The sequence below is a fragment of the Clostridia bacterium genome (genome assembly GCA_034926675.1).
In the GTDB taxonomy this organism is placed as follows: Bacteria; Bacillota; DTU025; order DTU025; family DTU025; genus JAYFQW01.
Genome location: JAYFQW010000001.1, coordinates 150,322 through 174,201, shown reverse-complemented (window position 1 = coordinate 174,201; position 23,880 = coordinate 150,322). Strand labels below are relative to the sequence as shown.

The 23,880-nt window shown below is 59.7% G+C and carries 28 protein-coding genes; all 28 read right to left on the bottom strand.

Annotation, left to right across the window (positions count from 1 at the left end; translation table 11 throughout):
• Positions 1 to 10 precede the first annotated feature (10 nt).
• Positions 11 to 922: a peptidylprolyl isomerase gene (locus tag VB144_00845; protein ID MEA4882204.1), complete on the bottom strand. Its 912-nt coding sequence runs from the start codon at positions 920 to 922 to the stop codon at positions 11 to 13.
• Between the two features lie 144 nt (positions 923 to 1,066).
• A complete protein-coding gene (locus VB144_00840) occupies positions 1,067 to 3,187 on the bottom strand; it encodes a bifunctional 4-hydroxy-3-methylbut-2-enyl diphosphate reductase/30S ribosomal protein S1 (GenBank protein MEA4882203.1) in 2,121 nt (706 codons plus the stop codon).
• 2 nt (positions 3,188 to 3,189) lie between these two features.
• Entirely contained in the window at positions 3,190 to 3,837 is a 648-nt protein-coding gene (gene fsa, locus VB144_00835; GenBank protein MEA4882202.1) for a fructose-6-phosphate aldolase, read from the bottom strand.
• Positions 3,838 to 3,859: 22 nt separating this feature from the next.
• Positions 3,860 to 4,471, bottom strand: coding sequence for a lysophospholipid acyltransferase family protein (locus VB144_00830; protein ID MEA4882201.1), 612 nt, complete (start codon positions 4,469 to 4,471; stop codon positions 3,860 to 3,862).
• Positions 4,453 to 5,145, bottom strand: a complete 693-nt coding sequence (gene cmk / locus VB144_00825) for a (d)CMP kinase (GenBank protein MEA4882200.1) — start codon at positions 5,143 to 5,145, stop codon at positions 4,453 to 4,455. Before cmk ends, VB144_00830 begins: the two co-directional genes overlap by 19 nt.
• An 89-nt stretch (positions 5,146 to 5,234) precedes the next feature.
• Positions 5,235 to 5,792: a hypothetical protein gene (locus VB144_00820; protein ID MEA4882199.1), complete on the bottom strand. Its 558-nt coding sequence runs from the start codon at positions 5,790 to 5,792 to the stop codon at positions 5,235 to 5,237.
• A 1-nt stretch (position 5,793) separates the two neighbouring features.
• Positions 5,794 to 7,068, bottom strand: a complete 1,275-nt coding sequence (locus VB144_00815; GenBank protein MEA4882198.1) for an aminoacetone oxidase family FAD-binding enzyme — start codon at positions 7,066 to 7,068, stop codon at positions 5,794 to 5,796.
• Positions 7,069 to 7,118: 50 nt separating this feature from the next.
• The gene (locus VB144_00810) at positions 7,119 to 7,385 is read right to left on the bottom strand and encodes a hypothetical protein (protein ID MEA4882197.1); all 267 of its coding nucleotides are present in this window, start codon (positions 7,383 to 7,385) and stop codon (positions 7,119 to 7,121) included.
• Positions 7,336 to 8,328, bottom strand: a complete 993-nt coding sequence (locus VB144_00805) for a pseudouridine synthase (GenBank protein ID MEA4882196.1) — start codon at positions 8,326 to 8,328, stop codon at positions 7,336 to 7,338. The genes VB144_00810 and VB144_00805 overlap by 50 nt, the downstream gene beginning before the upstream one ends.
• Before the next feature lie 91 nt (positions 8,329 to 8,419).
• Positions 8,420 to 9,073: a TrkA family potassium uptake protein gene (locus VB144_00800; GenBank protein ID MEA4882195.1), complete on the bottom strand. Its 654-nt coding sequence runs from the start codon at positions 9,071 to 9,073 to the stop codon at positions 8,420 to 8,422.
• A gap of 138 nt (positions 9,074 to 9,211) precedes the next feature.
• On the bottom strand, positions 9,212 to 9,655 hold the full coding sequence (gene ytfJ, locus VB144_00795) for a GerW family sporulation protein (GenBank protein MEA4882194.1): 444 nt from the start codon (positions 9,653 to 9,655) through the stop codon (positions 9,212 to 9,214).
• Positions 9,656 to 9,775: 120 nt separating this feature from the next.
• Positions 9,776 to 10,315, bottom strand: coding sequence for a DUF2953 domain-containing protein (locus tag VB144_00790; protein ID MEA4882193.1), 540 nt, complete (start codon positions 10,313 to 10,315; stop codon positions 9,776 to 9,778).
• 128 nt (positions 10,316 to 10,443) lie between these two features.
• Complete coding sequence (gene scpB, locus VB144_00785) at positions 10,444 to 11,004, bottom strand: SMC-Scp complex subunit ScpB (protein MEA4882192.1); 561 nt, start codon at positions 11,002 to 11,004, stop codon at positions 10,444 to 10,446.
• Between the two features lie 4 nt (positions 11,005 to 11,008).
• Positions 11,009 to 11,788 (bottom strand): ScpA family protein, encoded by a 780-nt coding sequence (locus VB144_00780; protein MEA4882191.1) that lies wholly within the window; start codon positions 11,786 to 11,788, stop codon positions 11,009 to 11,011.
• Positions 11,785 to 12,765 (bottom strand): tryptophan--tRNA ligase, encoded by a 981-nt coding sequence (gene trpS / locus VB144_00775; protein ID MEA4882190.1) that lies wholly within the window; start codon positions 12,763 to 12,765, stop codon positions 11,785 to 11,787. The genes VB144_00780 and trpS overlap by 4 nt, the downstream gene beginning before the upstream one ends.
• 20 nt (positions 12,766 to 12,785) lie before the next feature.
• The gene (locus VB144_00770) at positions 12,786 to 13,403 is read right to left on the bottom strand and encodes a site-2 protease family protein (protein ID MEA4882189.1); all 618 of its coding nucleotides are present in this window, start codon (positions 13,401 to 13,403) and stop codon (positions 12,786 to 12,788) included.
• Positions 13,404 to 13,427: 24 nt separating this feature from the next.
• A complete protein-coding gene (locus VB144_00765) occupies positions 13,428 to 14,576 on the bottom strand; it encodes a CoA protein activase (GenBank protein MEA4882188.1) in 1,149 nt (382 codons plus the stop codon).
• Positions 14,530 to 15,510 carry an acyl-CoA dehydratase activase-related protein gene (locus VB144_00760; GenBank protein MEA4882187.1) on the bottom strand — a complete coding sequence of 327 codons (981 nt, stop codon included), beginning with the start codon at positions 15,508 to 15,510 and terminating at the stop codon, positions 14,530 to 14,532. The genes VB144_00765 and VB144_00760 overlap by 47 nt, the downstream gene beginning before the upstream one ends.
• On the bottom strand, positions 15,507 to 15,857 hold the full coding sequence (locus VB144_00755) for a SpoVA/SpoVAEb family sporulation membrane protein (protein ID MEA4882186.1): 351 nt from the start codon (positions 15,855 to 15,857) through the stop codon (positions 15,507 to 15,509). Before VB144_00755 ends, VB144_00760 begins: the two co-directional genes overlap by 4 nt.
• Before the next feature lie 15 nt (positions 15,858 to 15,872).
• The gene (gene spoVAD, locus VB144_00750) at positions 15,873 to 16,880 is read right to left on the bottom strand and encodes a stage V sporulation protein AD (protein MEA4882185.1); all 1,008 of its coding nucleotides are present in this window, start codon (positions 16,878 to 16,880) and stop codon (positions 15,873 to 15,875) included.
• Between the two features lie 3 nt (positions 16,881 to 16,883).
• On the bottom strand, positions 16,884 to 17,351 hold the full coding sequence (locus VB144_00745; GenBank protein ID MEA4882184.1) for a SpoVA/SpoVAEb family sporulation membrane protein: 468 nt from the start codon (positions 17,349 to 17,351) through the stop codon (positions 16,884 to 16,886).
• A gap of 50 nt (positions 17,352 to 17,401) precedes the next feature.
• On the bottom strand, positions 17,402 to 18,121 hold the full coding sequence (locus VB144_00740) for a sigma-70 family RNA polymerase sigma factor (GenBank protein ID MEA4882183.1): 720 nt from the start codon (positions 18,119 to 18,121) through the stop codon (positions 17,402 to 17,404).
• A 4-nt stretch (positions 18,122 to 18,125) separates the two neighbouring features.
• Positions 18,126 to 18,557, bottom strand: a complete 432-nt coding sequence (gene spoIIAB, locus VB144_00735) for an anti-sigma F factor (GenBank protein ID MEA4882182.1) — start codon at positions 18,555 to 18,557, stop codon at positions 18,126 to 18,128.
• The gene (locus VB144_00730; GenBank protein MEA4882181.1) at positions 18,536 to 18,904 is read right to left on the bottom strand and encodes an STAS domain-containing protein; all 369 of its coding nucleotides are present in this window, start codon (positions 18,902 to 18,904) and stop codon (positions 18,536 to 18,538) included. Before VB144_00730 ends, spoIIAB begins: the two co-directional genes overlap by 22 nt.
• An 88-nt stretch (positions 18,905 to 18,992) precedes the next feature.
• Positions 18,993 to 20,237, bottom strand: coding sequence for a D-alanyl-D-alanine carboxypeptidase family protein (locus tag VB144_00725; protein ID MEA4882180.1), 1,245 nt, complete (start codon positions 20,235 to 20,237; stop codon positions 18,993 to 18,995).
• A gap of 82 nt (positions 20,238 to 20,319) precedes the next feature.
• Positions 20,320 to 21,627 (bottom strand): pyrimidine-nucleoside phosphorylase, encoded by a 1,308-nt coding sequence (locus tag VB144_00720; GenBank protein ID MEA4882179.1) that lies wholly within the window; start codon positions 21,625 to 21,627, stop codon positions 20,320 to 20,322.
• A 1-nt stretch (position 21,628) separates the two neighbouring features.
• A complete protein-coding gene (locus VB144_00715) occupies positions 21,629 to 22,843 on the bottom strand; it encodes a phosphopentomutase (GenBank protein ID MEA4882178.1) in 1,215 nt (404 codons plus the stop codon).
• Positions 22,844 to 22,855: 12 nt separating this feature from the next.
• Positions 22,856 to 23,794 (bottom strand): site-specific tyrosine recombinase XerD, encoded by a 939-nt coding sequence (gene xerD / locus VB144_00710; GenBank protein ID MEA4882177.1) that lies wholly within the window; start codon positions 23,792 to 23,794, stop codon positions 22,856 to 22,858.
• Positions 23,795 to 23,880: the final 86 nt, after the last annotated feature.

Sequence of the window (23,880 nt, the reverse complement as noted above, 5' to 3'; positions counted from 1 at the left end):
CAAGCCAGCGCTACTTAACACCGAAGGGTGTGGTGTTCCCGAGGTCCTTGTACTTGGAGTCGGTCACAGTGATCTTGCCGGTCATGCGAAGCTCCTGCGATACCTGTTGAGGGCTCTTAGCCTGCTTGCCCTTTATCTGGCGTTCCACATCGTCCTTGACCTCTTCGAAGGTGGCCTCGTGAGCCGCCTTGCGGTCGGTGACTCGGATTATGTGATAGCCAAACTCGCTCTTTACTGGGTTGCTTGTCTGCCCAGGCGCCATGGAGAAAGCGACCTTCTCGAACTCCGCGGTCATCCTGCCGCGAGGGAAGAAGCCGAGGTCTCCACCTTCAGCAGCTGATCCGGGATCGAGCGACTTCTCGGTCGCTATCGAAGCGAATTCCTCGCCAGCGGAAAGCCGCTTCTGGATCTCCTTAGCTTCGGATTCGGTCTCGACCAGGATGTGGCTTGCCTTCACCTGCTCCGGCTCGTCGTAGTCGGACTTGTGCTCGTCGAAGTACTTCTGCATCTCTTCGTCGGTGACGGTGACATCCTTGGTAGAGAGTTTGAAGACGAGGAGGTTCATATCCAGATTTGTCCTGAGGTCGGCCTCCGTCATTCCATATTGAGCGAGCATGGAATCGAAGCTAGGACCGATCTCCTTCCTGAGCTTCTGGACTTCTTCGTCCACCTCTTCAGGCTTTACGCTGACTTTTGCCTCTTTGGCCGCCTGCTGGATGAGCTTCTCGTCGATCATCTGATTGAGAATCTGACTGCCGGAGTTCTCCTCGAGCCGGCCTATGAAATCGCGGCGTGACAGCCTCTCGCCGTTCACGATGGCCACGTTGTTTCGCTTGGTGAGGACAATCCAGCTGATAGCCGCGACAGCCACCACCACCACGATAACGATGACCCGAGTAAGTCCGGGATTGCGTTTGTTCATACTTCGAAATCCCCCTTTGCAGCTCCGTCCACACTAACACACTACTCAGCCTAAACGATGCCTGCCCACGGCGAGTTCCGAGGGCAGGATGCCAAAGTCAGTCTAGCATAGGGGTATATGCCTGTCAACGAATCCCTGCGACGGCTAGCTGGGATTATCTCCGTTCGCTGGCCCCTTCAGTTTGCTCGGATCCCAGTTGATGCGGTCCCCAATTGTCACAACGTCGTCGGCCTTGTTCTCCTTCATGTACTTGCGATAATCGCTGCGCTCCCCATCCTCTGCCGCCTGCTTCATCGATAGGCTGATCCTATGCTCCTGTTCACGCAGGCCGATTACCTTCACAGACACTTCCTGTCCGACCGATACGATCTCGTCGGGCTTCGCCACTCGCCTGTCAGCAAGCTGTGAGATGTGAACTAGACCTTCGATTCCATCGGCTAGGCTTACGAAAGCTCCGAAATCCACCAGCTTGGTGACTGTGCCACGCACTACTGACCCAACGGCGAACTTGCGAGACGCATCTTCCCAGGGATCCGACTGCAGCTGCTTATAGCCAAGCGAGATTCGCTCCCGCTCCCTGTCGACATTCTGGATCTGCACCTGTATCTGCTGCCCCTCGGAGAGCACCTCAGACGGGTGCTTTATCCTCGACCATGCGATGTCCGAGATGTGCAGAAGTCCCTCAACACCGTCCCCGATATCCACGAAGGCGCCGAACGACGCCAGGCGGGTGACTGTGCCGGCGAGAACCTGCCCGCGGGAGAGGACATCGAAGGCACGTTCCTTGGCTGCGCGCTCTTCCTCTTCGAGAACTGCGCGATGGGACAGAACAACGTTCGACCTGAGCCTTTCGACTTCGCGAACTGCAAGCCTCAGAGTCTGGCCCACATAGGAGCTGAGGTCCTCTACAAACCTCCGCCCGACCTGCGATGCAGGGACGAACCCGCGGACCCCGATATCGACTACGAGACCGCCCTTGACCGACTCTGTGACCTTGCCCTCGATCACTTCGCCAGTCTCCTTGGCGTTCTCAAGGCGCTTCCACATGAGGAGAACGTCCGCTCGCCTCTTTGAGGCGTACTGCTCATCGGAACCCGGGCGCTGCCTATCGAGCACCACGTGGACCTCATCGCCTACTGCCACTACCTCAGAAGGATGGGCAATTGGCTTCGCGGTCAACTGCTCCTTGAGCACAACAACGGTCTGGCCGGGATCGAGCTCAACAATGACTCTGTCGTCGTAGAGCTCTGTAACTCGCCCTTGAAGGATTTCGGCCTCGACCGACGCTCCATGCGCCTGGCTCTGCACCTGCGCCTTCTCCTGCTCGGGTTGGATTGGTTCTGCTGGCTTCTCAGCATCCCGCGCAAGATCCTGCACCTGCACCTGCACCTGCTCCGGGTTTCCCTCGATGATCTCGTTCATAGCGTCCATGACCTCCTCAATTACCCAAGATGGCGTGGATGCCCCGGCGGTCACGCCGATGCTTCGGCTAGCTCGAATGACCTCCGTATCCAGCTCACTTGCGTTCTCCACCTTTAACACCGCCGCACCGGAATCGCGGCACACCTCCGCAAGTCGCATGGTGTTGGCGCTGGCCTCTCCCCCGATAACCACCATCAGGTCAACCTCGGAAGACAGCCTCGCCGCGGCGTCCTGCCGCTCGCCGGTGGCAGGGCAAACCGTATCAACCACCGCAACTTCCGCGCCTCTCGACGTGAGGATGCATGCAACGGCATCCACCATCGACCTTCTCTGGGTGGTCTGGGCTACCACCACAATGGAAGCCATGGGGAGCGGGATGCTCCCTGCCTCGTCTGATCCAGCGACCACCGCGATGTCGCCTGCGGCGAACGCAGCCACCGCCCGGACTTCGGGGTGCGACCTGTCCCCCACCAGAACCACGAACTTCCCGCTGGCATGGGCCTTCTCCACCTCCCGCTGAGCACGATGCACATGCGGACAGGTGGCGTCGACTATCGTCAACCCTCTCTCCCGAGCGGACTCAATCACTTCGGGAGGGAGGCCATGCGACGGAATGATGAACACGCGACCGGAAACGTCGTCCATGGATCTGACTTGCTGGACACCGCTGGCTCGGAGGCGCGCAGAAACATCCGGATTGTGAACTAGGGGGCCGAGGGTGACTGCGCCACATCCGCCCGAATGGATGGCTTCCTCGCCCGCTCTGCACGCAATCTCACATGCCCGCGCTACTCCTCTGCAGAACCCTGCGACATCAGCCAGTCTGATCCTTGCCGACCCCATGCTCACTTGGCCAGAGCTTTCTCCCAATCAGCAAGGAACCTGGCCACTCCCGCATCAGTGAGCGGATGCTTGACCATCTGCATGAGAACTCCGTACGGGACGGTGGCGATATCCGCTCCGGCCAGGGCCGCCTGGGTAACGTGAACCGGACCGCGAATGCTTGCTGCGATTATCTCTGTCTCTATGTTGTGAGTATTGAACAGCGCCGCGATCTGGGCTACAACATCCATGCCCTCGGCGCCGATGTCATCAAGCCTTCCCACAAATGGGCTCACATAGGTCGCGCCTGCCCTCGCAGCCAATAGCGCCTGGTTCACCGTAAACACCAGTGTCACGTTGGTCTTGATGTCCTTGCTGGATAATATCTTGACCGCCTTCAGCCCTTCTGCGGTCATCGGGATCTTGATGACGATGTTCGGCGACCACTCAACGATCCCGAGAGCCTCGCGGACCATGCCCGGCGCATCCTGGGAAATCACTTCCGCACTCACTGGCCCGTCGACAATGCTGCATATCTCGAGCACAACTTGCTTGAAGTCCCTGCCTTCCCTGGCCACAAGGGAAGGATTGGTGGTCACGCCACATATGATCCCCATTTCCGCAGCGCTGCGGATCTCCTCAACGTTCGCGGTATCGATGAAAAGCTTCAACTCAGAACACTCCCCGTAGATGTCATGCTACGCTCATCAAACGCTGTATCTGCTCCATGATCCTCTGTGCGAAATCATCTATCTCTTCTCGGGTGACTCGACCGTCTTCCGATCGGACCGGCCACATCGGCTTCCCAATTGCCACTCGCACCCCGAACCTGCCTGCTTTCCCGTAGAGCCTCTTGTGCCCCTTGTGGGCGCCGACTATCGCAGCTGGCACTACCGGCGTGCCAGTCTGCAGAGCGAACCTCGCGGCGCCTGGGTGGGCCTGCTGCATATCGCCTGTCTTGCTTCGTGTGCCCTCAGGGAATATCCCGAGGACTTTGCCTTCCTTCAGAATCTCCATGGATCTGCGATATGCCTCCCGGTCAACCTGCCCGCGCTTGACCGGAAACGCATGAACGGCCATCAAAAGCGCACGGGAGAAGGGATTACGAAATAGCTCCGCCTTGGCCATGAACAGTATCTGCCTGGGAAACGCACACCCCAACGCGGGAGCGTCAAGCATGCTCGCGTGATTAGCAACAACTATAAGAGCACCGTCCATCGGGACATTCTCCTGCCCGGTGGCTCGGAAGCCATGGAACGCGCGAAGAAAAGCCTTCATGACCAGCTTCACGAACCCATAGAGCAACAACGGGACCTCCCAAGCAGACACAACATGCGCTCGACGACTTCCTCTGGACCAATCTCCGTACAGTCAATAACTACGGCATCCTCTGCTGCCTTCAGCGGAGATGCTTCCCTGGTGCTATCGATTCTGTCGCGTTCAACGATCTCTCGCAGCACCTCGTCATAGCTATCTGGCGCGCCCTGGCGTATGTAATCGGATCGCCGCCGTCGCGCCCGTTCAGCAGCTGATGCTGTTAGGTAGAATTTGTGGACAGCCTCTGGCAACACCACGGTTCCGATGTCTCGACCGTCCATGACCACATCAGACTCGCGCGCGATCTCCCGTTGTGCAGCGACCAATAGCTCTCTTACCTCAGGATAAACCGAAACCGGGGATACGACGGAATTCACCGCCGCAGCCCGGATGAGCGCGGTGACGTCCTCCCCGTTCAGAGTAGTCCGCTGCCCCACGCTTGGCGAGGGTTCGAGAGCCATTGACGATGTTCGGGCTGTCTGCGTCACTGCCGCCTCATCCTGAGGATCCACGCCTCTGCGTATCACCTCAAGCGCCAACGCCCTGTAGAGATCGCCAGAGCTCACATATCTATAGCCTAGTGCGGATGCGAGCATCCTTGCTACGGTGCTCTTTCCGGCCCCGGCAGGCCCATCGATTGCTATTGAGTTCTCGAGCGACATACAGCGACGCACTCCCATCCATGCCCAAGTGTACTTTATTCTACGTGCATGTGCTTATTCCTTCGCCCGCGATTGCATATTCCTCTCCCTCATATTATAGCGTTTCCAATGTCGTTTCCACCAGCCTTCAGCGGAGACCTCCATCCACAGACGGGCTCACGCACATTGGATGTGGCCTCGGTGACGACGATCTCCACGCCGCTCAACGCCTCAGGGAGCGTCTCCTCCGCGGGGCGTGGCATGGACGCTTTCGGGTCCGCTGGGCTCGGGGTCCACTCGACCTCAATCAGATCGCCCCGATGAAGGAAGACGGCAGCCTTCCCATAGCGGAAATCGGCCACGGCCGTTCCGTTGACCAGCACTGCGACCTCTGCTCCCAGTTCCGCAGCTAGGTCCTGACCGGACAGAGCTAGGACGATGCAGCCGACTGCAGCATCGGGGCCGATAGCCACAAGGTCGTCGGAAACTCCTTCTGGGCCGGCGGGAACCGGGCGCCACACCACGCGCCCTTCAAGACGTTCCAGAGGCAGTTTGCTGCGGGGGATGACATTCGTGAATAGGAGAGCTTGGATCACAAGGCATGCGATGAAGCCCGATCCGGCCAGTAGAGCGAGGATAGCTGACAAGAAATCTCGACGCCGCGACAAGCTAACTCCTCACCCTTTTCGCACCAGCCGCCGCAAGGCCCGCCAGGTGTCCTGTGGAAAAGGCGGCTTGGAGGTTATAGCCACCGGTGGGGGCGTCGAGGTCGAGAAGCTCGCCGGCGAAGTACAACCCGCTCACAAGCTTTGACTCCATTGTGCGCGAGTCGACCGATGAGAGCTCCACCCCTCCGGAGGTCACGATGGCCTCCTCAAGCGGGCGCGTGCGCTTGACCGTGAGGGGAAGCGCCTTCAGCACGTGCACGATTCGACTCCTCTGCTCCGTGGTGACTTGGTTCGCAGTTGTAGTTTCGTCAATTCCGGAGATAGCTATCACGACAGGTATCAAAGCCTTCGGAAGCAACTCATCAAGGGAGTTCTTCAGCTGCTTCCTCGACGCCTCACGCAGATCCCGCGTGACTCTCCTATCGAGCGTCTGCTCATCGAGCGCAGGCTTAAGATCGATGGCCAGCGTGAAACGACCCTTCGCAAGGCCTTGTGATGAGCGCAGGGACGTGCACACGGCCCTGCTCGCACTCAGGACTATGGGCCCACTCACTCCCCAATGGGTGAACAGCATCTCGCCAAACTCGCGTCCGGCCTCGCGGCCATGATCGTACAGGGTCAGTTCTACGTTCTTCAAAGACAGCCCAGCGAGGTTCCCAGGCCAAGCCTCGACTGTCTCCATCGCCACCAGAGCTGGCAGCGGCGGTTTCACCGCGTGACCCGCCTGTCGGGCGAGGCCATAGCCATCTCCAGTGCTGCCCGTTCCGGGATACGAAGCGCCTCCAGTGGCTATGATGACCGCATCTGCTTGTACCTGATGTCCCTCGTAGTCCTCAAACCCGGCTGCCGCCCCGCCTTCGATGAGCAACCGAGAAGCCCGGCTCCCGAACACGAACTGCGCCCCAAGCCTCTGAGCGGATGAAAGCAGAGCATCACGTACATCAGACGCGCGGTCGCTCACTGGGAAAACTCGTTTTCCGCGTTCGACCTTGTAGTCCACACCCAGGCTCTTCATGAGTTCACACAGCTCCTGCGGGCCGAAGTCGGAGAGGGCGGAGTAGAGGAACCTGCCATCCCGGTCGAACGCATCCACTATCTCCTGCGCCGGTCCGTCATGGGTGAAGTTGCACCTGCCCTTCCCCGCGATGAGCAGCTTCTTCCCTGCAATGCTGTTCCGCTCATACACCGTAACGTACGCAGATGCGCCAGCCGCAGCCTGAGCTGCCATGAGCCCAGCCGCGCCGGCGCCTACTACCGCGATTCTCCTGTGCTGCATCGACTATCTCTTCTCCATCCATTTCGCCAAACCCCACGCCGCAAAGCGCCTCAAAGCCTGTCCGCCCGCCTCGCCATCACCTGCGCCATCGCCCTGAGCCGCGAGTTTGCACGCGCAAGAAGCCTGCCCACCTCGCGCTGGGAGAGTTTCATCTCCTGGGGATCGATGACCTCTACGGTTCTGAATTCGTCCCTGAGTATGAACTCGGCCAGATCCTCAAGGGAGTCGGCTGTCACCGTAGCGTACACTGGAGAGTAAGCCACTTCCTCATCTGTGAGTGGGTCTGCGATCACGTACGTCTCCGGAGAGACGTCCACCTCCTCCACTCGCACCCCTTGATCCACTAGATGCCTCAGGCTTGCTGCCTCGCGTTCCCGAGTCTCTGCAGAGATCTCCGAGGCGTTCCGGCGCCCGAGGAACAGACGACCGGGCTTGGCGCACCCCCTGTAGTCGAACCTCACTCGTGCTCGCACCACTTCCATCTGGTTGACCGCCCTTCCCGGTTTGATCCCCACCAGTGCTCCCCTGGGTGCTCCTGGGGCTCTTGGGGTTCTTGGCGAGCCGCTTGAGTCCGTCTACCTCTTCCTGCGTGAGGCTTCTCGTCTGTCCCGGGGCGAGCGCCCCGAGGGCGACGCATCCAAGCTTCACTCGGACGAGGCGGACTACCTCATTTCCGATGGCTCCGAACATGCGCCTCACCTGCCGCTTGCGACCCTCTCGAATCTGAACCTCCACAGTCCTCCGGGAAGAATCCACGAATCGCGCTTCCGCAGGGAGTGTGATTCCATCGAACAGCTCGACTCCACCCCTGAGGATCGCAAGATCGCTTTCAGTCGCCGGGCAACGCAGATCCACCAGATACGTCCGAGGCGCCTCCCGGCTGGGATGAGTGATTCCGAACGCGAGTTCACCATCGTCCGTCAGTATTAGCAGGCCTTCGGATTCCATGTCGAGCCTTCCCACTGGATAGACCCTCCTGCCCAGGGGCGGAAGAAGATCAAACACAGTGCGGCGGTTATGGGTATCCGCTGCAGTAGTGATGTATCCCGACGGCTTGTTGAGCGCCAAGTAGATGTTATCGGCCCGAGGCTGCACTGGCGCGCCGTCCAAGGTCACCAGATCGTGCCCGGGATCGATCGTGGCGCCCATGGCGGAAACGAGTGAGCCATTCACCGCCACTCGCCCCTGAGCGATTAGTTCCTCACACTTTCGGCGGGATGCTACCCCGGCCCTTGCCAGGAACTTGTGAACCCTCTCCATCGCGCTCTCCTTCTATGGTGCCCCGTCGGCCGCCCAGTATCCGAGGCCACGGACACGAAAGGGGCGCCCTTTGGCGCCCGGACAGCCTCTCCTAGAGGCGCCTGAAGTGCTGGAGGCTGTCGTTATCCCCGACGGCGACCACGATATCTCCATCATGAACAACGTCGTCGGCGCCCGGCGCAATCTTCACGCCGTTGTGAGCGCAGCGTATTGCCATGATGTACACTCCATACTTGGCCCTAACGTTCGCCTCGGCCAGGGTCTTGCCTATCATCTGGCCCGGGGCCACCATTTCCACAATGCTGTAATCCGGATCGAGGTCGATTTCCTCGATGATATTGGTGGACGTGAGCACCCGCGCCAGCCTTGCGCCTGTATCGCGCTCCGGGTACACTACCTTATCCGCTCCGACTTTCGCAAGGACCTTTCCGTGCAGATCGTCGTTGGCCTTCGCAACGACCTGCTTGATGCCGAGTTCCTTCAGCACCATGGTCCCAACCAAGCTCGACGTCACATCGCTGCCAACGGTGAGAACAGCCACGTCGACATTTCGAATGCCTATTGACTTCATTGCGTCGATGTCTCTGACATCGGCGACCACGGCGTGGGTGACCATGTTGGCAAGCTTCTGAACCTTCTCCTCATCGATGTCAATGGCGAAGACCTCCTGCCCAAGCTCTGCGAGGGTCCGCGCCACGCTGGTTCCGAATCTTCCAAGCCCTATGACTGCCAGTTGCTGTGCCATGTACACTCATCCCCAGTTGGCCGCCTGTTGCCCTTCCAGGCCCCACCAGGCCATGCCAAGTTGGATTATACCACAGGGCAGGCGGCGGCGCTAGCAAGAGGCGCAGAGCGCAGAGGCTGTAGAGCGCAGAGAGCTGCTTCAAGACAAGGGCGGTTTCGCATCATGGCGAAGGGGTACGGTGTGGGATTTCCCGTTTCCGCTCGTCATCTTGGCAATAAGATCGGGGACCACATCCAGGAGTCGATCAAACACTGCATCGCCGCTCACGGGAAGGAACCTCACCTGGCTATTGCCGACCACGAGAAAGCCGACTGGCTGAAGGGATATCCCTGCGCCCCCGCCCCCTCCGAACTGCGCGGACCCGGCCTCAGATCCAGCCTGGGCAGTCGGCTGCTCGCGGCGGGGTTCTGAATCAAGGTCAGTTCCTCCAGCGGCAAATCCGAACGTAACGCGGGATACCGGCATTATCACATTTCCGTCCGGAGTCTCCACGGGATCGCCTAGGATTGTGTTGACGTCCACCATCTGGGCGATGCTATCTAGGGTGGTTTTCATCAGGCCATCGATGGGATGATCAGGCACGATATCATCCTCCTCACACGGCGCATCACTTGCGGGCGTACACGCTCTGCACAGTAGTATTCGCCTGGTGAAATGCCTTCATTCGCCCGATGCCGATGTGGCTGCCTTTCACGCGCGGCATCATTGGTTCTGCAGCTTGGCCTGGGATGGACGGATCAACGCCGACGCGTGTTCACGGAACGATGCGGAGAACAGGAACGACGCGATTACGAGGTCCGCCGTGCATCGGAAGTCGGATGCAAATGCCGACCTGGTGAAGGACGGGACTACGGAGAACGATGGCGGCGTGAGAGGTGTGCCCCATCGGCTCATCGCGAACCTCACCGCCGCGGCCTTCGCCGCCCACAGTGCGCCGCATGCTATTGCGGTGGAAGCGGCATCTCCTGTGCCCACAGAAGAATGCCATGACAGGCTTACAAGCCTGTTGTGGTGGGAGAATGAAGATGAGACTACCCCTGCTATGTGCGGAAGACGCGTCAGGGCTGCGGCCGCCGATGAGGCGAGAGCCCCGGGATCAACCGGTTCGGCTTTGTCGTAAGATGTTTCCCGCGTGTAGACAGGAATCGCCAGTATGTGGGGCCAAGGAGAGGCGCGCACCCTGATCCGTGTCCGCCCAGGAATGCGTAAGACGACCAGCTCGATTCTGATAGGCAGGACCATGATGGCCACTCCTGCCGATGCCAATAACCCAAGAATCCACAGCAGCGCAGCCGCCCAGCGCAGCACCTCGACCACCCCCGCCCGTATTCTGCCGCGCGGAAGCGGGGGTATGCAGAAGGGCAATGGCCTCAGGGCTCGCGCGAACCCCCATCGATGCCAGTGAGAGTAGGCGCGGCGCTGTCTGGGGATTTCGCGTCCTCGGAAGGATCACGTTCTTCCTCTGGGAGAGCAGGGAGATCGGCAATAGAGCCAAGGCCAAGGTACAGAAGGAAGTCTTGCGTGGTTCCATAGAGAACCGGACGCCCAACCGTATTTCGCCTCCCCATCTCGACAATGAGTCCGCGCTCGGCCAACGTAGATACCGAGGAATCCGATACCACGCCACGTATCTTGTCGATCTCGCCTCTCGTTACGGGTTGACGGTAGGCGACAATCGCGAGGGTCTCCATGGCTGCAGGGGAAAGCGGCTGCGGACGTTCACGGCGGGAAACCGCCTCCACATACTGGGCGTAGTCGGGCCTTGACAGCATGATGAACCCATCATCGACATCGGAGAGGACGAATCCTGACTCAGGGCAGGCATGCCTATCTCGGATCTCCCGTATGAGCTTGACCACTGTGGCCTCGTCTATCTCGAGGGCCGAGGCAATGGCCCCCGCCCGCACAGGTGTCGACGAAGCGAAGAGCACTGCTTCAATTGCCGCCTGCGCTTCCGTGAGAGTCGTGTTGCCCACCTCCGTTGGTTTCGCTGGCTCTGGGGAATACCCAGATCTCACCGAAAGGTTTGGACTGCGCCGCACTCACCCGCCCACGCCGGACAAGCTCCAGAAGAGCGAGGAGCGTGGCCACTAGCCGAGTGCGGGAGCTCCCGCCCCCCAAAAACTCGAGGAAACCCAGCTGGCCGCGGGATGCCAGTCGCGATAAGAGCGCGACCATCTGAGATGCGATCGGGATCTCATCCGATGGGACGAGCGTGAACTCCTCTGGAAGGGCGGCAGCGGCATCCAGGTACAGCCTGGCGAGATCCTGCACCGTCAGGCCGACGAGGGGATTGCCTCTAGGGGAGGACTTCGCCGCAGGCTGCCTGGTGCGCGCGAACATGCAGGCGCCACGCTCCTCCAACGCTCGCATAGAGCGGGCCGCGTCGCGATACCTTCTGTACTCGATCAGGCGCGCCACCAGCTCCGCCCGGGGGTCGGAAACCCCGGAGGCATCCTCCTCGCCCTCCACGCTCAGAACGGCAGCTTCGTCAGGCGGAAGAAGGGCCCTCACTTTGATGTAGAGGAGAGTAGCGGCGATCACAAGGAACTCCGATATCTGGTCGATATCGGGCCATTCCATGGCCGTGATTTCGCTAAGATAGTCGTCCGCAATCTCGCTGATGGACACTTCGCATACATCGATCTGTTTTCGCTCGATCAGAGAGAGCAGGAGATCGAGGGGGCCGGTGAATACGGATGTCTCTACCTTCATATCCGGATGGCATCACGGACTTCCGCCATCGTGGCAGCGGCGACTGGCCGCGCTCTCTTCGCGCCCTGCTCGAGGATTGCGTCGACGATGCTTGGATCCGAGGAAAGCTGCCGCCTCCTGCTGTGGATGGGCTCAAGCACGGCGACGAGCCTATCGGCAAGGCTCCTCTTACACGCCACACAGCCCATCTTGCCGCCTTCACAGTCAGACCGAATCTCATCCACGCGCTCAGGAGCGAATGCGCGCTGGTATGCGAAAACCGTGCATACATCCGGATGGCCAGGATCGGACTTATGAATCCTTGCCGGATCAGTGACCATGGACTGCACAGCAGCTCTTGCCTTCTCCGGCGGATCCGAGATTGCGATGGTGTTCCCGTAGCTCTTGCTCATCTTGCGCCCGTCGATGCCAGGCAGCACTGCTACCTCGTTCAGCTTGCTCTGGGGTTCCGGGAAGATCGGGCGGTACAAGTAGTTGAATCTTCTGGCGATCTCCCTGGCGAGCTCGATGTGGGGAAGCTGATCCTCCCCAACAGGTACGGCATCGGCCTTGTAGACCAGAATATCCGCAGCCATCAGCACGGGATAGCCTAGGAATCCATACGTGGTTATCTCCCTTTCAGCGAGCTGCTGAAGCTGCTCCTTGTATGTTGGACACCTCTCCAGCCAGCCAAGGGGTGTGATCATCGAGAACAGGAGGTGAAGCTCTGCATGCTCCTTAACGTCGGATTGCCGCATCACAACTGATCGCTCAGGATCGAGCCCAGCTGCGAGCCAATCCAGGATCATCTCACGGGTGTACTGCTTGATCTCGGAAGTATCCTGATACCCAGTAGTAAGAGCATGCCAATCCACCACTGCAAAAAAGCACTCATAATCATCTTGCAGTTTGACCCAGTTGTCCAGCGCTCCCATGAGGTTTCCAAGATGCAGCATGCCTGTGGGCCTCATTCCACTGAATATGCGCCCCTTCTTCAATATCGACACCTTCTTGCCTTCTACATGATTGCCCGATACAGAGTGAGTATGATGGGCCCGAGGATCCACCTAGCAAGCGGCGTAGCCACGATGAGCAGCAGGATCATATATGAGTATTGCTCCAACTGGTAGTATATCTGCGCCGCGCGACCGCGAACAAGCGATGCAACTATCTTGGATCCGTCCAGCGGGGGGACGGGCAGGAGATTGAACGCAGCCAGGCCCAGGTTTATCCATACGCCCTCGTTGATGGCGGTAAGTACGAAAAGCGCCCGGTCTGAAAGACCCAGGCCTGGTCCGTAGACCGCCTTGAAGACAAGGCCGAGGGCAACTGCAAGAACGAGATTCGAAAGGGGGCCGGCCAGGCTAACCATTACTGTGCCAGCATCTCTATCTCGGAAATTGCCTGGGTTTATGGGCACTGGTTTCGCCCATCCGTACCTGCCTGTGATCACCAGCACAATTGTGCCTACGGGATCAAGGTGGGCAAGGGGATTCAAAGTCAGCCTCCCAGCCCATTTCGGAGTCCTATCCCCGAGCTGCACTGCCACATAAGCATGGGAGAACTCGTGAAATGCGAGGGAGAGAAGTATGATCGGCAGGGTCACCAGGAGCGACACGGGATCCAAGGAAAGCAATTGCACTCCCTCCTCTTCTGCCGATTATACCATACCCACCGCCTTAGCCGCGAGCATGTCGCAGAAAGCCTCCAGCCGAGTGTCGAATCCTGCGTCGCCCGTGTGCTCATCAATGGAGATGGATATTACAGGGATCCCCTCACGCTCACTTACTTCCGGGAGCACACTCTCGGCCACGATCTCAGGCATGCACGTCATCGGGGCGATGTGAACTACTCCATCCACACCCTGTCGAGCCATTTGCACAGAGTGAGCGACGCTCTCGAGGCCGTGTCCGCCCACGAAATGGCGCAGATATGGGTGAGCGTAGTCAATTGCGCGGGATTTCCTCCGTAGCGGGATTGCGTCGAGGATCACATGCGACATGATCCACCCAGAGAAAGCGATCGGCTGAACCACCCGAGCCCCATGGCTGCTGAGCTTGCGGCAGATGTCCATGTTCATGGAGGGCTCCATGACCATGTATATCTCCCCCACCACCCCCACCGTGATTGGCCTTGTGCGTGATTCGCCATCTGCCACGCAGGGCTGGCGCAACGCTGACCCAATGCCCCTGAACAGCTCGGGACTCACCCCGGCACGGGCCGCCATGTCGGAAATGGCGCTGTCGGCGACCTCGCGGGCCTCCCGCACTGTGCCAGCGCAATCAAGGGCGCGGAGGCCTTGCCTGGCGGCTGCAGCGAATTCCCCGGAGCACCTGCTAACGTATGCTAAGCTGTTCACTGCCTGCTCAATCCGGTCTATGCCCCTGCATTTCTCCCATGCGAGGGCACAGGCAGCCACGATCTGTGCTGGGGTCGCTCCACGCGCAAGGGTCGCCAGGTTTCGAATGAAGCCCGCAGGGTCCGATTTTGGCGGTTCAATCGTGATGAACTCAACCACGTGGCCCAGACCCGCAAGGATCTCGCGCTGTAGTTCGCAGTAGTATCCCAACCGGCAAGGCCCGATTCCTCCGATCATGAGAACGGTGTCTGCTCCAGCCTCGATGGCCTCAATGAAGTTGCCGATGGTCACCTTCAGAGGAAGGCATGCTCCTTCAGGGGCATGCCTAGCGCCTATGAAGACAGTCTTCCTTGTGATAGGCGGGGGAGGCATCACATCTAGCCCCATCGATTCCAGCAGGGCCTTAACGGGTATCCAGAGGTTCCCGATGTGGGGAAACGTGATCACCAAGTCCGCGCCTCCTCATGCGCACAGTGTCCACAAACGCCTCCAGACGAGTAGCAAGGCCTGCCTCGCCGGAGTGCTCATCACTATTTAGAAGCATGAACGGCACCTCAGGACGAAGCGCCGCCTGCCTTCTGACCACGTCAGCAATGAACGATTCCGGGCCGCATCCGAACGACATCATGTGAACCACCCCGTCGACCTCGCCTGTGGCATACCAGCGATTGGCGGCTCCCATGAGTCGCCGTCCAAGGGTCCAAAACAGGCGCTTCCTGCCGTTAGCCCACATCTCCCACTGCGCGAGTTCCCGATCGGAGTAGGCAGAGGGAGTCACCGGCTCAGCCCCAAGCGCCGCCAGCTTGTTGATGAGGTCTAGGCTCACGAACCTGTCGTCTAGGTTGTAGCTGTGGCCTAGAACCCCTATGCTTATGTCGGCGCCAGGCCCAGAAGAACGAACCGCCATGCCCGTCATCTTCCGCTTTCTGTGCACTCTAGCCGCGTGGGCGAGGGCTTTGGCCCCACAGAGGCCTCCGATTCCCAGTGCCCTGCCCAAGTCGAATGCAGATCGCACCAGGCCTTCCGGGCCATGGGAAAGATCGACTAATGGGTCGACAACCCGCGGCGCATGGCGCATACGAGCCCGGACCATGTCCGGAAGGCCCATGAGCTTGGGGCAGATGTAAGCCCTGCGCTCAACGCTCACGAACCTCGGTATGAACAGCACATCCACTTTGTCGGAGATGGAGTGAGCGTGCCCAAAGAAGACCTTTACGGGAAGACATGCGCCATCCACGCACAGGCGGACCCCTTGATCCACGATGGACTTGTCGGTGGGACGGGAGAGGACTACTCCTACACCGCACTGTTCGAGGAATTCCTCCATGAACGCGCCGTATTCATAGTACAGAAGCCCCCTTGGAACTCCGGCGACCAGGCTCATACTTTGGGCGAAGCAACGAGGGCCATGAGAGTGGCAGCGTACACCGCAGTAGCGACACCAAGCCCCGTGAACTCGAATGCCCCGGTGAACAGCCCCACGAAACCAATGCGCTTGGCCTCAAGAAGCGATCCAGACACTATGGAATGTCCAAACCCTGACACGGGAATGAGTGCGCCAGCTCCTGCGAACTCCACCAGTTTGCCGTACACGCCCACCCCGGAAAGGACGGCGCCGGCCACCACGAACATCACTAGAACGTGGGCTGGGGTAAACTTGGTCAGATCCAGTATGGCCTGCCCGATCGCGCATATTGCCCCGCCCACCAAGAAGGCAATCAGGTAATCCAACGGCCTGCCTCCCTTCTACAACTGCAGCGAGATGGCATTGGCGATGCATGGGATCGACTCGCCCTGCTGCCAGGAGACCGGTGAATGCAAAGCTCCCGTGGCCACGATCAGGGCCCGGGATATGTCGTTTTCACACATGCGTTTCCACACGAACCCGTCCATGACAAGGGCAGAGCACGCGCATCCGCTGCCTCCGACTCCAGATGCGGCAACGCCATCGAATATCAGGACACCTGCGTCGTTGTAGTTGTCCTCAAGAATGACTCCTCTCTGTTTCATCAGGCTGCGGAGTATCTCCGCCCCAACGGCGCCGAGGTCACCGGTGATGATCACGTCGTAGTAGCACGGATCTCGCCCTGTATCGGCAAGGTGAGCGAAGATGGTGTCGGCCGCCGCCGGCGCCATCGCGGGGCCCATCTGGTTGGGGTCCTTAATGCCCATGTCGACTACCTTGCCGACTGTGGATTCAGTGATCTTCACCTTGCCTCCGGACGCGCCCACTAGAACTGCGCCTGCGCCCGTCACAGTGCACTGGGATGTGGTCTTTCGCTGGATGTTCAGCTCTATCGGATATCTGTACTGGCGTTCCGCAGTCTGATAGTGGCTGCTCGCTGTCGAGAGAGCGTAGTCGGCGTATCCGGCGTCAACAAGGGCAGCAGCGATCGTCAACCCCTGCACAGATGTGGAACACGCCCCGTAGATGCCAATGAACGGCCGGGCCATCTCGGAGGCGACGAAGCTCGCGGTGATTATCTGGTTCAGGAGGTCCCCTGCGATAAAGTAGTCCACCTGATTCTCCTGGATATTCGCGCCCACGAGCGCTATCTTCACGGCGTCCGCCATGAAGCGCCGCTCCGCCTTCTCGGCCGTACGCTCTCCAAACATGTCATCCGGGACCATCTCATCGAACCACGGCGCCATTGGACCTTGGCTCTCCTTGGGCCCGGCAACTGAGGCTGCATTCACGATGACTGGAGGGGTGCTGTACCTTATGGTCTGGTTCCCGACTCGCTTCGAAGCCATGGTTCACCCCTTGTACAGCCACCTGATGAAGGCGACCGTAATCCCGGACACGATTCCGTACACTAGTACAGGGCCTGCGATGATGAACATCTTCGCTCCCATGCCCAGGATGTACCCTTCGCGTTTGAACTCCATGGCCGCAGCCGCCACCGTGTTGGAGAAACCAGTTATCGGCACTGCTGCTCCCGCCCCGGCATACTCCCCGATGTGATGGTATATGGAAAGGCCAGTGAGGATTGCGCCGATGAGGATCATCGCCGCAAGAGTGGGAGCTACTGCCTCTTCCTGGGTCATCCCAGTCGCCATGAAGGCGTTCAGCACTCCCTGCCCGACCGCGCATATCATGCCGCCAACCACGAAGGATACGGCGAGATCCCTGGCAAGCGGCGGCTTTGGCATGATGGATTCCGCCAGTTTCCTGTACTGCGCCGCCTCATTCGCCTTGCTCTTTCGTTCACCAGGACTTGCCATGTGTCGCGTCACTCCCCTGCAACGGGTAGTATGCGACTGGAAGCACGGTTTCATTCCGCATCAATGCTGCGGCGAAGAGCCATCAAGGCTGCCTTCTCCAGCCTGTGCGCCTTTGGCTGGGAGATTCCCAGAGCGTGTGCAACCTGGACTTGAGTAAGCTGTTCGAAGTAGCGCATTCTGATCACCGTCTGCTGGATATCGGCGAGCCCAGAGATGGCGGAATGCAATGAGGCGGACTCGACTATCGCCTGCTCGTGGGATTGTGACCCTGGGATCACATCAATGAGAGGGAGCGAGTTGTCAGCGCCGGACACGCGCTCATCAATTGAGGCAACGGATGAGCCGGATTCCATCGCCCATGCCACATCCGCCGGATCAGCGCCTACCATCAGGCTAATCTCAGAGATTGTGGGCTCACGGAGGAGTTCCGATCTGAGGGCGTCCTGCGCTCGCCGACACCTAATCGCAAGCTCGCGCACAGGCCGAGGCAGGTGGACAGGTCCGAGCCCTCTCAAGTACGATATCATCTCTGAAACGATCAGAGGTGCAGCATACGTTGAGAACGCGCTTCCGCGTTCAGGATCGAACCTATCGATGGCGCGAAGCAGACCCACGCAACCCGCCTGATACAAGTCGACGAGCTCCGCTCTTCCCGCAAATCTCCGAGCCAAGCTCATTACCAAACCTGCGTGTCGCCTCGCGAGATCCCCGCGGTCCGGGCGAACTCCGCAGTCCTCTTCGTTGCCAGATCCATGCTTCTTGGCAGGCATTGCTCTAGGCCTGATCGGGCGCGAACGCCATCCTGACTCGAGTTCCTCGCCCCAGCTCCGATTCCACCTCCAGGTGCAAAGAGAGAGCTTCCATGAGGGTGAACCCCATGCCGATCCGTTCAGGACAGGTGGTTCGGCCTGGAAGGCGCGCCTCGGCGATGTCCGCTATTCCCGTGCCCCAGTCCTCGATTTCCAGGGCGAAATGGCCGTGGGAGGATTCAAGCGACATCCTGACTCTTCCGATCGCGTTTGGGTAAGCGTGAACGATGCAGTTGGAGACTGCTTCCGACACAGCAAGTTTGATATCCTCAAGCTCGTCCACGGTGAAGTCGAGTTGGGCGGCGAAACTGGCCGCGGCCACGCGAGCGAACCCGAGATTTCCATCTACTGAGTCGAACTCAACTACTGCTCGGTTCATAGCGACCTGTTCCTGCATTTTCCGCCCTCCGGACGCGCCGAAAGCGCCTGTTCTAGGGAATCGTACACGGGGATCACACTCGGGACTCCCAGAAGCTCCAGTGCGCGCCAGGCCTGCGCCCGCGGGCCAGCAATCGCGAAGCCCACTCCCCTAGCAGTGAGGCGCCGGTTGGTCCCGAAGATGATGCCTAGCCCAGAGCTGTCGATAAACGTTACCCTGTCCATGCACAGGATCAGGCGGCGCGCCTCAGGGTGCGCCTCGGTGACAGCGTCAAGATCCCGCCGGAACCCATCTGATCGGGTCAGGTCGAGCTCGCCGCGGACCGTGACGATGACGTTGGATCCTGAGATCCTGCTGTCGATCAAGCCATGACCTCCCGGCCGCAAGAAGTAAGCCCACTCCTAGATATAGATTCTCTCTCGGAGATGGCATTCCTTCGTAGGGAGGGGCTCGCTATCTTCCGAAGATAAACACCGATCGGAACAACTCCCTGGTGGATCGGACGAGTATCGTCGCGAACCTGGCTCTCGGGGCATCCGTTGACGCCACGAGATCCACCGACACTGTCTCTTCACCGTCTACTGTGGCCACCAGCCTTCCAACCGCCTGCCCGCGTGATACTGGAGCATCCACACTTTGTGGAAGAGACAGCCTGGCCTCAATCTTGCTCTCGGAGCCTTTTTGAGTCACCACCTTGACATCCTCTCTGACGCTGACAGGCACAGACGTGAGCGTCCCTCTACAAACTCTTATCGTGCCAATTTCCTGACCCGCCACGGCAAGAGTGTGGGCCTCGCACATCCTGAAACCGTAGTCGAGAAGAAGAGAGGCCTCCGCGAACCGCACGGCGGATGTGGGCACACCGAGCACCACTGCGATCACTCTCACGCCGTTCCTCATTGCAGTAGCTGAAAGGCAGTACTTGGCGCGCTCGGTGAATCCGGTCTTCAAACCATCAGCCCCAGGGTAGAATCGAATCAACCTGTTCGTGTTGGTGAGCATGTTCTTTCCGTCTCTCACGTACCCGATCCACACCGTCAGCCACTCATGGATCTTCGAGTGCTTGAGCAGTTCACGAGAGATGAGGGCCACATCATGGGCGGAAGAAGTGCAATCATCGGCCGCAGTCGCGCCGGGAAGCCCCGTGGCGTTGACGAATGATGTGTTCGTGCAGCCCAGAGAGCGCGCCTTCTCATTCATCATCGAAACGAAGGATTCCTCGCTCCCTGCCACGAGTTCCGCAAGGGCGACTGCGGCATCGTTCGCCGACTCAATTGCGACCGCCTTGATCAACTCCGATACTGGCATCGTCTCCCCCGACTCGAGCCATATCTGAGAGCCTCCCATCGACACTACATGCTCCGACGCGGTTACCGGGTCATCAAGTCTTATCGTGCCAGCATCGAGCGCCTCCATCACCAGGGTAAGAGTCATCACCTTCACGACACTCGCGATTGGCCTGCTCACATCGGCGTTCTTCTCCCACAGCACGCGCCCTGTGGAAGGTTCGACAAGAATCGCAGATGGTGCAGTTATCTTTCCTGTGAGCTCTTGCCCGGCGCCGGTGGGTTTGCCGACTGTGGCGGGGGCGGTCCGTCCTGCAGTTCCCCATGAAAGGAGAATGCACACAGCAGCAAATCCGGCGATGAGAGCCCGTCGGATCGGACGCACGTCCGCGACATGGAGAATAAGCGACAAGGGGCATGCCTCCCTTTCCTGCTTCCTCACGGGAAGAGTATTCGGACGCATGCCCCGATATACAGGCTTGCTCAGCCGTCCCTCAGCCCTCTATCGCCTCGTACACAAGGGGCGAGCCAGGGGCAGGCTCGGTCGAGTAGGAGAACGCCTCCCGCGCTATCGCGAGCCCCTCTTCCAGTCGACTCCGGTCGCTGGCATATAGGGTGGCCACAGGCTGCCCAGCCTCGACCCGCTCGCCGGCTATTGCGCGAACCCTCAGACCGCAAGTCAGATCCACTGGGTCGCCCTTGCGCTGGCGTCCGGCGCCCATCGCCATGGCGGCCCGGCCCAAGGTGAGGGCATCCACCGCACAGACGTAGGCCCCACTCGAGGCCAGGATCTCGCAAGTAGTCGAGGCTACTGCCAGGCGCTCAGGATGGTCAACGAAACTCGGGTCTCCGCCCTGCGCCTCCACCATCTGCCGCAGCTTGTTCTCGGCAGCGCCGGATTCCACCATGCGCGCGAGCCTTCGCCGAGCTGATTCCAGATTTCCCTCTGCGCCTGCAAGCATTAGCATGCGCGCGCCCAGCTCCATGCAGAGGGCGAGCAATCTGGGCGATCCCGCGCCTCGGAGAGTCTCGATTGCTTCGATCACCTCAAGCGAGTTGCCAATGGCCCGTCCCAAAGGCTGGTTCATGTCGGAGATCACTGCCGCAACACGCCGTCCGGCGAGTCTACCGATGTCCACCATGAGCCTAGCCAGTTGCTGAGCCTGAGGAAGCGCGTTCATGAACGCACCGGAACCTGCCTTGACGTCGAGGACAATGGCATCAGCGCCGGTGGCGATCTTCTTGCTCATGATGCTCGCGGCGATCAGAGGTATGCTCTCTACGGTCGCTGTGACGTCTCTGAGTGCATAGAGCATCTTGTCTGCCGGGGCCACATCTTCGGTCTGCCCCACCACCGCGATTCCGATGGAGTTGACCTGCTTCACAAACTCGCGCTCAGACAGGGAGACCGTGAACCCAGGAATGGACTCGAGCTTATCAAGGGTCCCGCCGGTATGCCCAAGGCCACGGCCCGACATCTTCGCCACAGGCACTCCCGCTGCTGCTGCCATCGGGGCGAGCACGAGGGTGGTGGTGTCGCCCACGCCGCCGGTGGAGTGCTTGTCGACCTTAATGCCTGGGATGGCGGACAGATCCACTACTCTGCCGGAGTTGACCATTGCCATGGTGAGGGCGGTGGTCTCCTCAGCCGACATCCCGCGGAAGAAGACGGCCATGCAGAACGCGGACATCTGGTAATCGGGAACATCGCCCCGAATCATCCCGTCGATCAGGAGCCTGATCTCCTCTGGGGAGAGCTCTTGTCCATCTCGCTTCTTCATGATGATATCTGGCACTCTCATCCTAATGCCTCCCCTGCTCACTACCGCCCACAACCAGGCGCCCGAAGCTTTCGCCAGCCAGAGTCCACTCGATCCCAAGGAAATCAGCGACGGTGGCCCCGAGGTCTGCAAACGTGGGCCTGACTCCTATCGACACACCATCACCTGCCCTGTGGGGCCGGTGGGCAAGCACTGGAACGTACTCCCTGGAGTGGTCGGTGCTCGGGGTGGTTGGGTCATTTCCATGATCGGCACAGATCAGCAGCAGATCGGAACTGGAGAGCCTATCTAGAAGCTCAGGCAGGCGTGAGTCGATGTGCTCCATCCCCGCTGCGAAGCCATTCACATCGTTGCGATGCCCCCACTTCATATCGAAATCGATGAGGTTAGCAAACACAAGGCCCTGCCTGCCCTCATCGAGGAAACTGAGAGCAGCATCGAATACCCCGTCGTTTCCTGCAACATGCTTCGACAAGGTTATTCCCTGGTTTGCGAAGATGTCATCGATTTTCCCACATGCCATCACATCCAGCCCAGACCGGGCTGCCAGATCGAGGAGAGTCGGCCCTGTGGGCGCGACCGAGAAATCGCGACGCCCGGTCGTCCGCTCAAAAGCACCAGGCTGGCCCGAGAACGGCCTGGCGATTACCCTTCCTAACGCATGGGGGCCGACGAGAATCCGTCGTGCAATGAGGCACATCTCGTACAGTGTCTCAACCGGGATCACATCCTCGTGGGCTGCGATTTGAAGCACTGAGTCGGCAGACGTGTACACTATGGGCCTGCCTGTTCTCATGTGCTCTTCGCCAAGAACCGCGATGATCTGCGTGCCCGATGCGGCGTAGTTGCCCAGGACCTGCCGGTTGATCCGGCGCTCAAATTCCTCGATGACCTCAGGGGGAAACCCATTTGGGTAAGTCGGGAAGGGTTCTCTAAGCTGAATGCCAGCTAGCTCCCAGTGACCGGTAGTCGTGTCCTTCCCCGGCGACACCTCGGCCATTGTGCCGTAGGAAGCGATAGGGTGATCCACTGGCGCTACTCCCAGCAGATCGAACCCTGCATCCCTCGCCAAGTTCCCAAGGCCCAGCCGTTCGAAGTTGGGCAGGCTTAACCCACCAGCGACGCGGGCCGCATTCCCTAGGGTGTTGCTGCCCTGGTCTCCGTAGAGATTGGCATCTGGAAGTTCACCCACGCCCACTCCATCGAGAACGAGTATTACTGCTCTCACAATATCCACGACGCCTCCATGTCAAGCCCGTGGGTGATGCCTGTCGTAGGCCTCCCTTAGTTTCACCCCGGTCAGATGAGTGTAGACCTGAGTTGTACGTATATCGGCATGGCCTAGCATCTCCTGGACAGACCTGAGGTCGGCTCCGTTCTCAAGAAGGTGCGTGGCAAAGGAATGCCGCAAGGTGTGTGGAGTGATGCTAGCGGGGACTCCAGCCTCCATCGCACGGCGCTTGATGATCTTCCAAAATGCCTGTCTGGTCATCCGGGTTCCCCGTCCGGTGATGAACAGGCAGCCATCATCCATGGCCCCGGATATCTCCCTTCTTCCAACAGCCAGGTAGGCGCGGATCGCCTCAGATGCCCTCTCCCCCACTGGCACTATCCTCTCTCGGTTGCCCTTGCCAACACATCGCACGAACCCGAGTTCCAGATCCACGTCACTGGTCTTCAGAGACACCAACTCCGACACTCGCAGGCCAGAGGCGTACATCAGTTCCAGCATAGCGCGGTCTCGCATGTTCTGCACGCGCTGATCACCATCGCCGGCAGTTGGATGGACATTCGAGCTCGCGAAAGCCAGGAGCCTGTCCACCTCAGCGACACTCAGGACCCTAGGAAGTCGCTCAGCCTTCCTAGGTGATACCAGATTCGCAGTTGGATCGCGCGGTACGAACCCCTCTCGAACCAGGAATTTGTACATGCCACGCATTGCCGTGAGCTTCCTGCTGGCGGACGCAGCCGAGCCGCCGCCTGCGATTGTGCTTGCGATAAAGCCAGAAGCCGTGGCCTGCCCGGCAGTCAGCAGGTCGTCATCACATGGCTCGTCGGCGCCCCTCCGCGATTTCGCGGCGAAGACGGCGTACTGGGAGAGGTCCCTGCCATACGACTCCAGGGTGTTCTCTGCCAATCCTCTCTCGACAGCCAGGTAGTTAAGGTACTCTTCAATACACGGAAGCACCTTTCCTCCTCCATCCACTCTGCTGACCCGTGGTCTTCGAACCACGGCAGTGCACTGGGTCTCAGTTCGACGCCTCAGGAAAGACT

Bases quoted from the DNA above. Each gene is read 5' to 3' on its own strand.
- VB144_00745 (MEA4882184.1), bottom strand. From the start codon at position 17,351: ATGGCAAGTCCTGGTGAACGAAAGAGCAAGGCGAATGAGGCGGCGCAG.
- VB144_00805 (MEA4882196.1), bottom strand. From the start codon at position 8,328: ATGGAGAGGGTTCACAAGTTCCTGGCAAGGGCCGGGGTAGCATCCCGC.
- VB144_00760 (MEA4882187.1), bottom strand. From the start codon at position 15,510: ATGAGCCTGGTCGCCGGAGTTCCAAGGGGGCTTCTGTACTATGAATAC.
- VB144_00845 (MEA4882204.1), bottom strand. From the start codon at position 922: ATGAACAAACGCAATCCCGGACTTACTCGGGTCATCGTTATCGTGGTG.
- VB144_00815 (MEA4882198.1), bottom strand. From the start codon at position 7,068: ATGCAGCACAGGAGAATCGCGGTAGTAGGCGCCGGCGCGGCTGGGCTC.
- VB144_00840 (MEA4882203.1), bottom strand. From the start codon at position 3,187: ATGGGGTCGGCAAGGATCAGACTGGCTGATGTCGCAGGGTTCTGCAGA.
- VB144_00800 (MEA4882195.1), bottom strand. From the start codon at position 9,073: ATGGCACAGCAACTGGCAGTCATAGGGCTTGGAAGATTCGGAACCAGC.
- VB144_00790 (MEA4882193.1), bottom strand. From the start codon at position 10,315: ATGGTCCTGCCTATCAGAATCGAGCTGGTCGTCTTACGCATTCCTGGG.
- VB144_00780 (MEA4882191.1), bottom strand. From the start codon at position 11,788: ATGAAGGTAGAGACATCCGTATTCACCGGCCCCCTCGATCTCCTGCTC.
- VB144_00740 (MEA4882183.1), bottom strand. From the start codon at position 18,121: ATGCCTGCCAAGAAGCATGGATCTGGCAACGAAGAGGACTGCGGAGTT.
- cmk (MEA4882200.1), bottom strand. From the start codon at position 5,145: ATGTCGCTCGAGAACTCAATAGCAATCGATGGGCCTGCCGGGGCCGGA.
- spoIIAB (MEA4882182.1), bottom strand. From the start codon at position 18,557: ATGCAGGAACAGGTCGCTATGAACCGAGCAGTAGTTGAGTTCGACTCA.
- spoVAD (MEA4882185.1), bottom strand. From the start codon at position 16,880: ATGGCTTCGAAGCGAGTCGGGAACCAGACCATAAGGTACAGCACCCCT.
- VB144_00720 (MEA4882179.1), bottom strand. From the start codon at position 21,627: ATGAGAGTGCCAGATATCATCATGAAGAAGCGAGATGGACAAGAGCTC.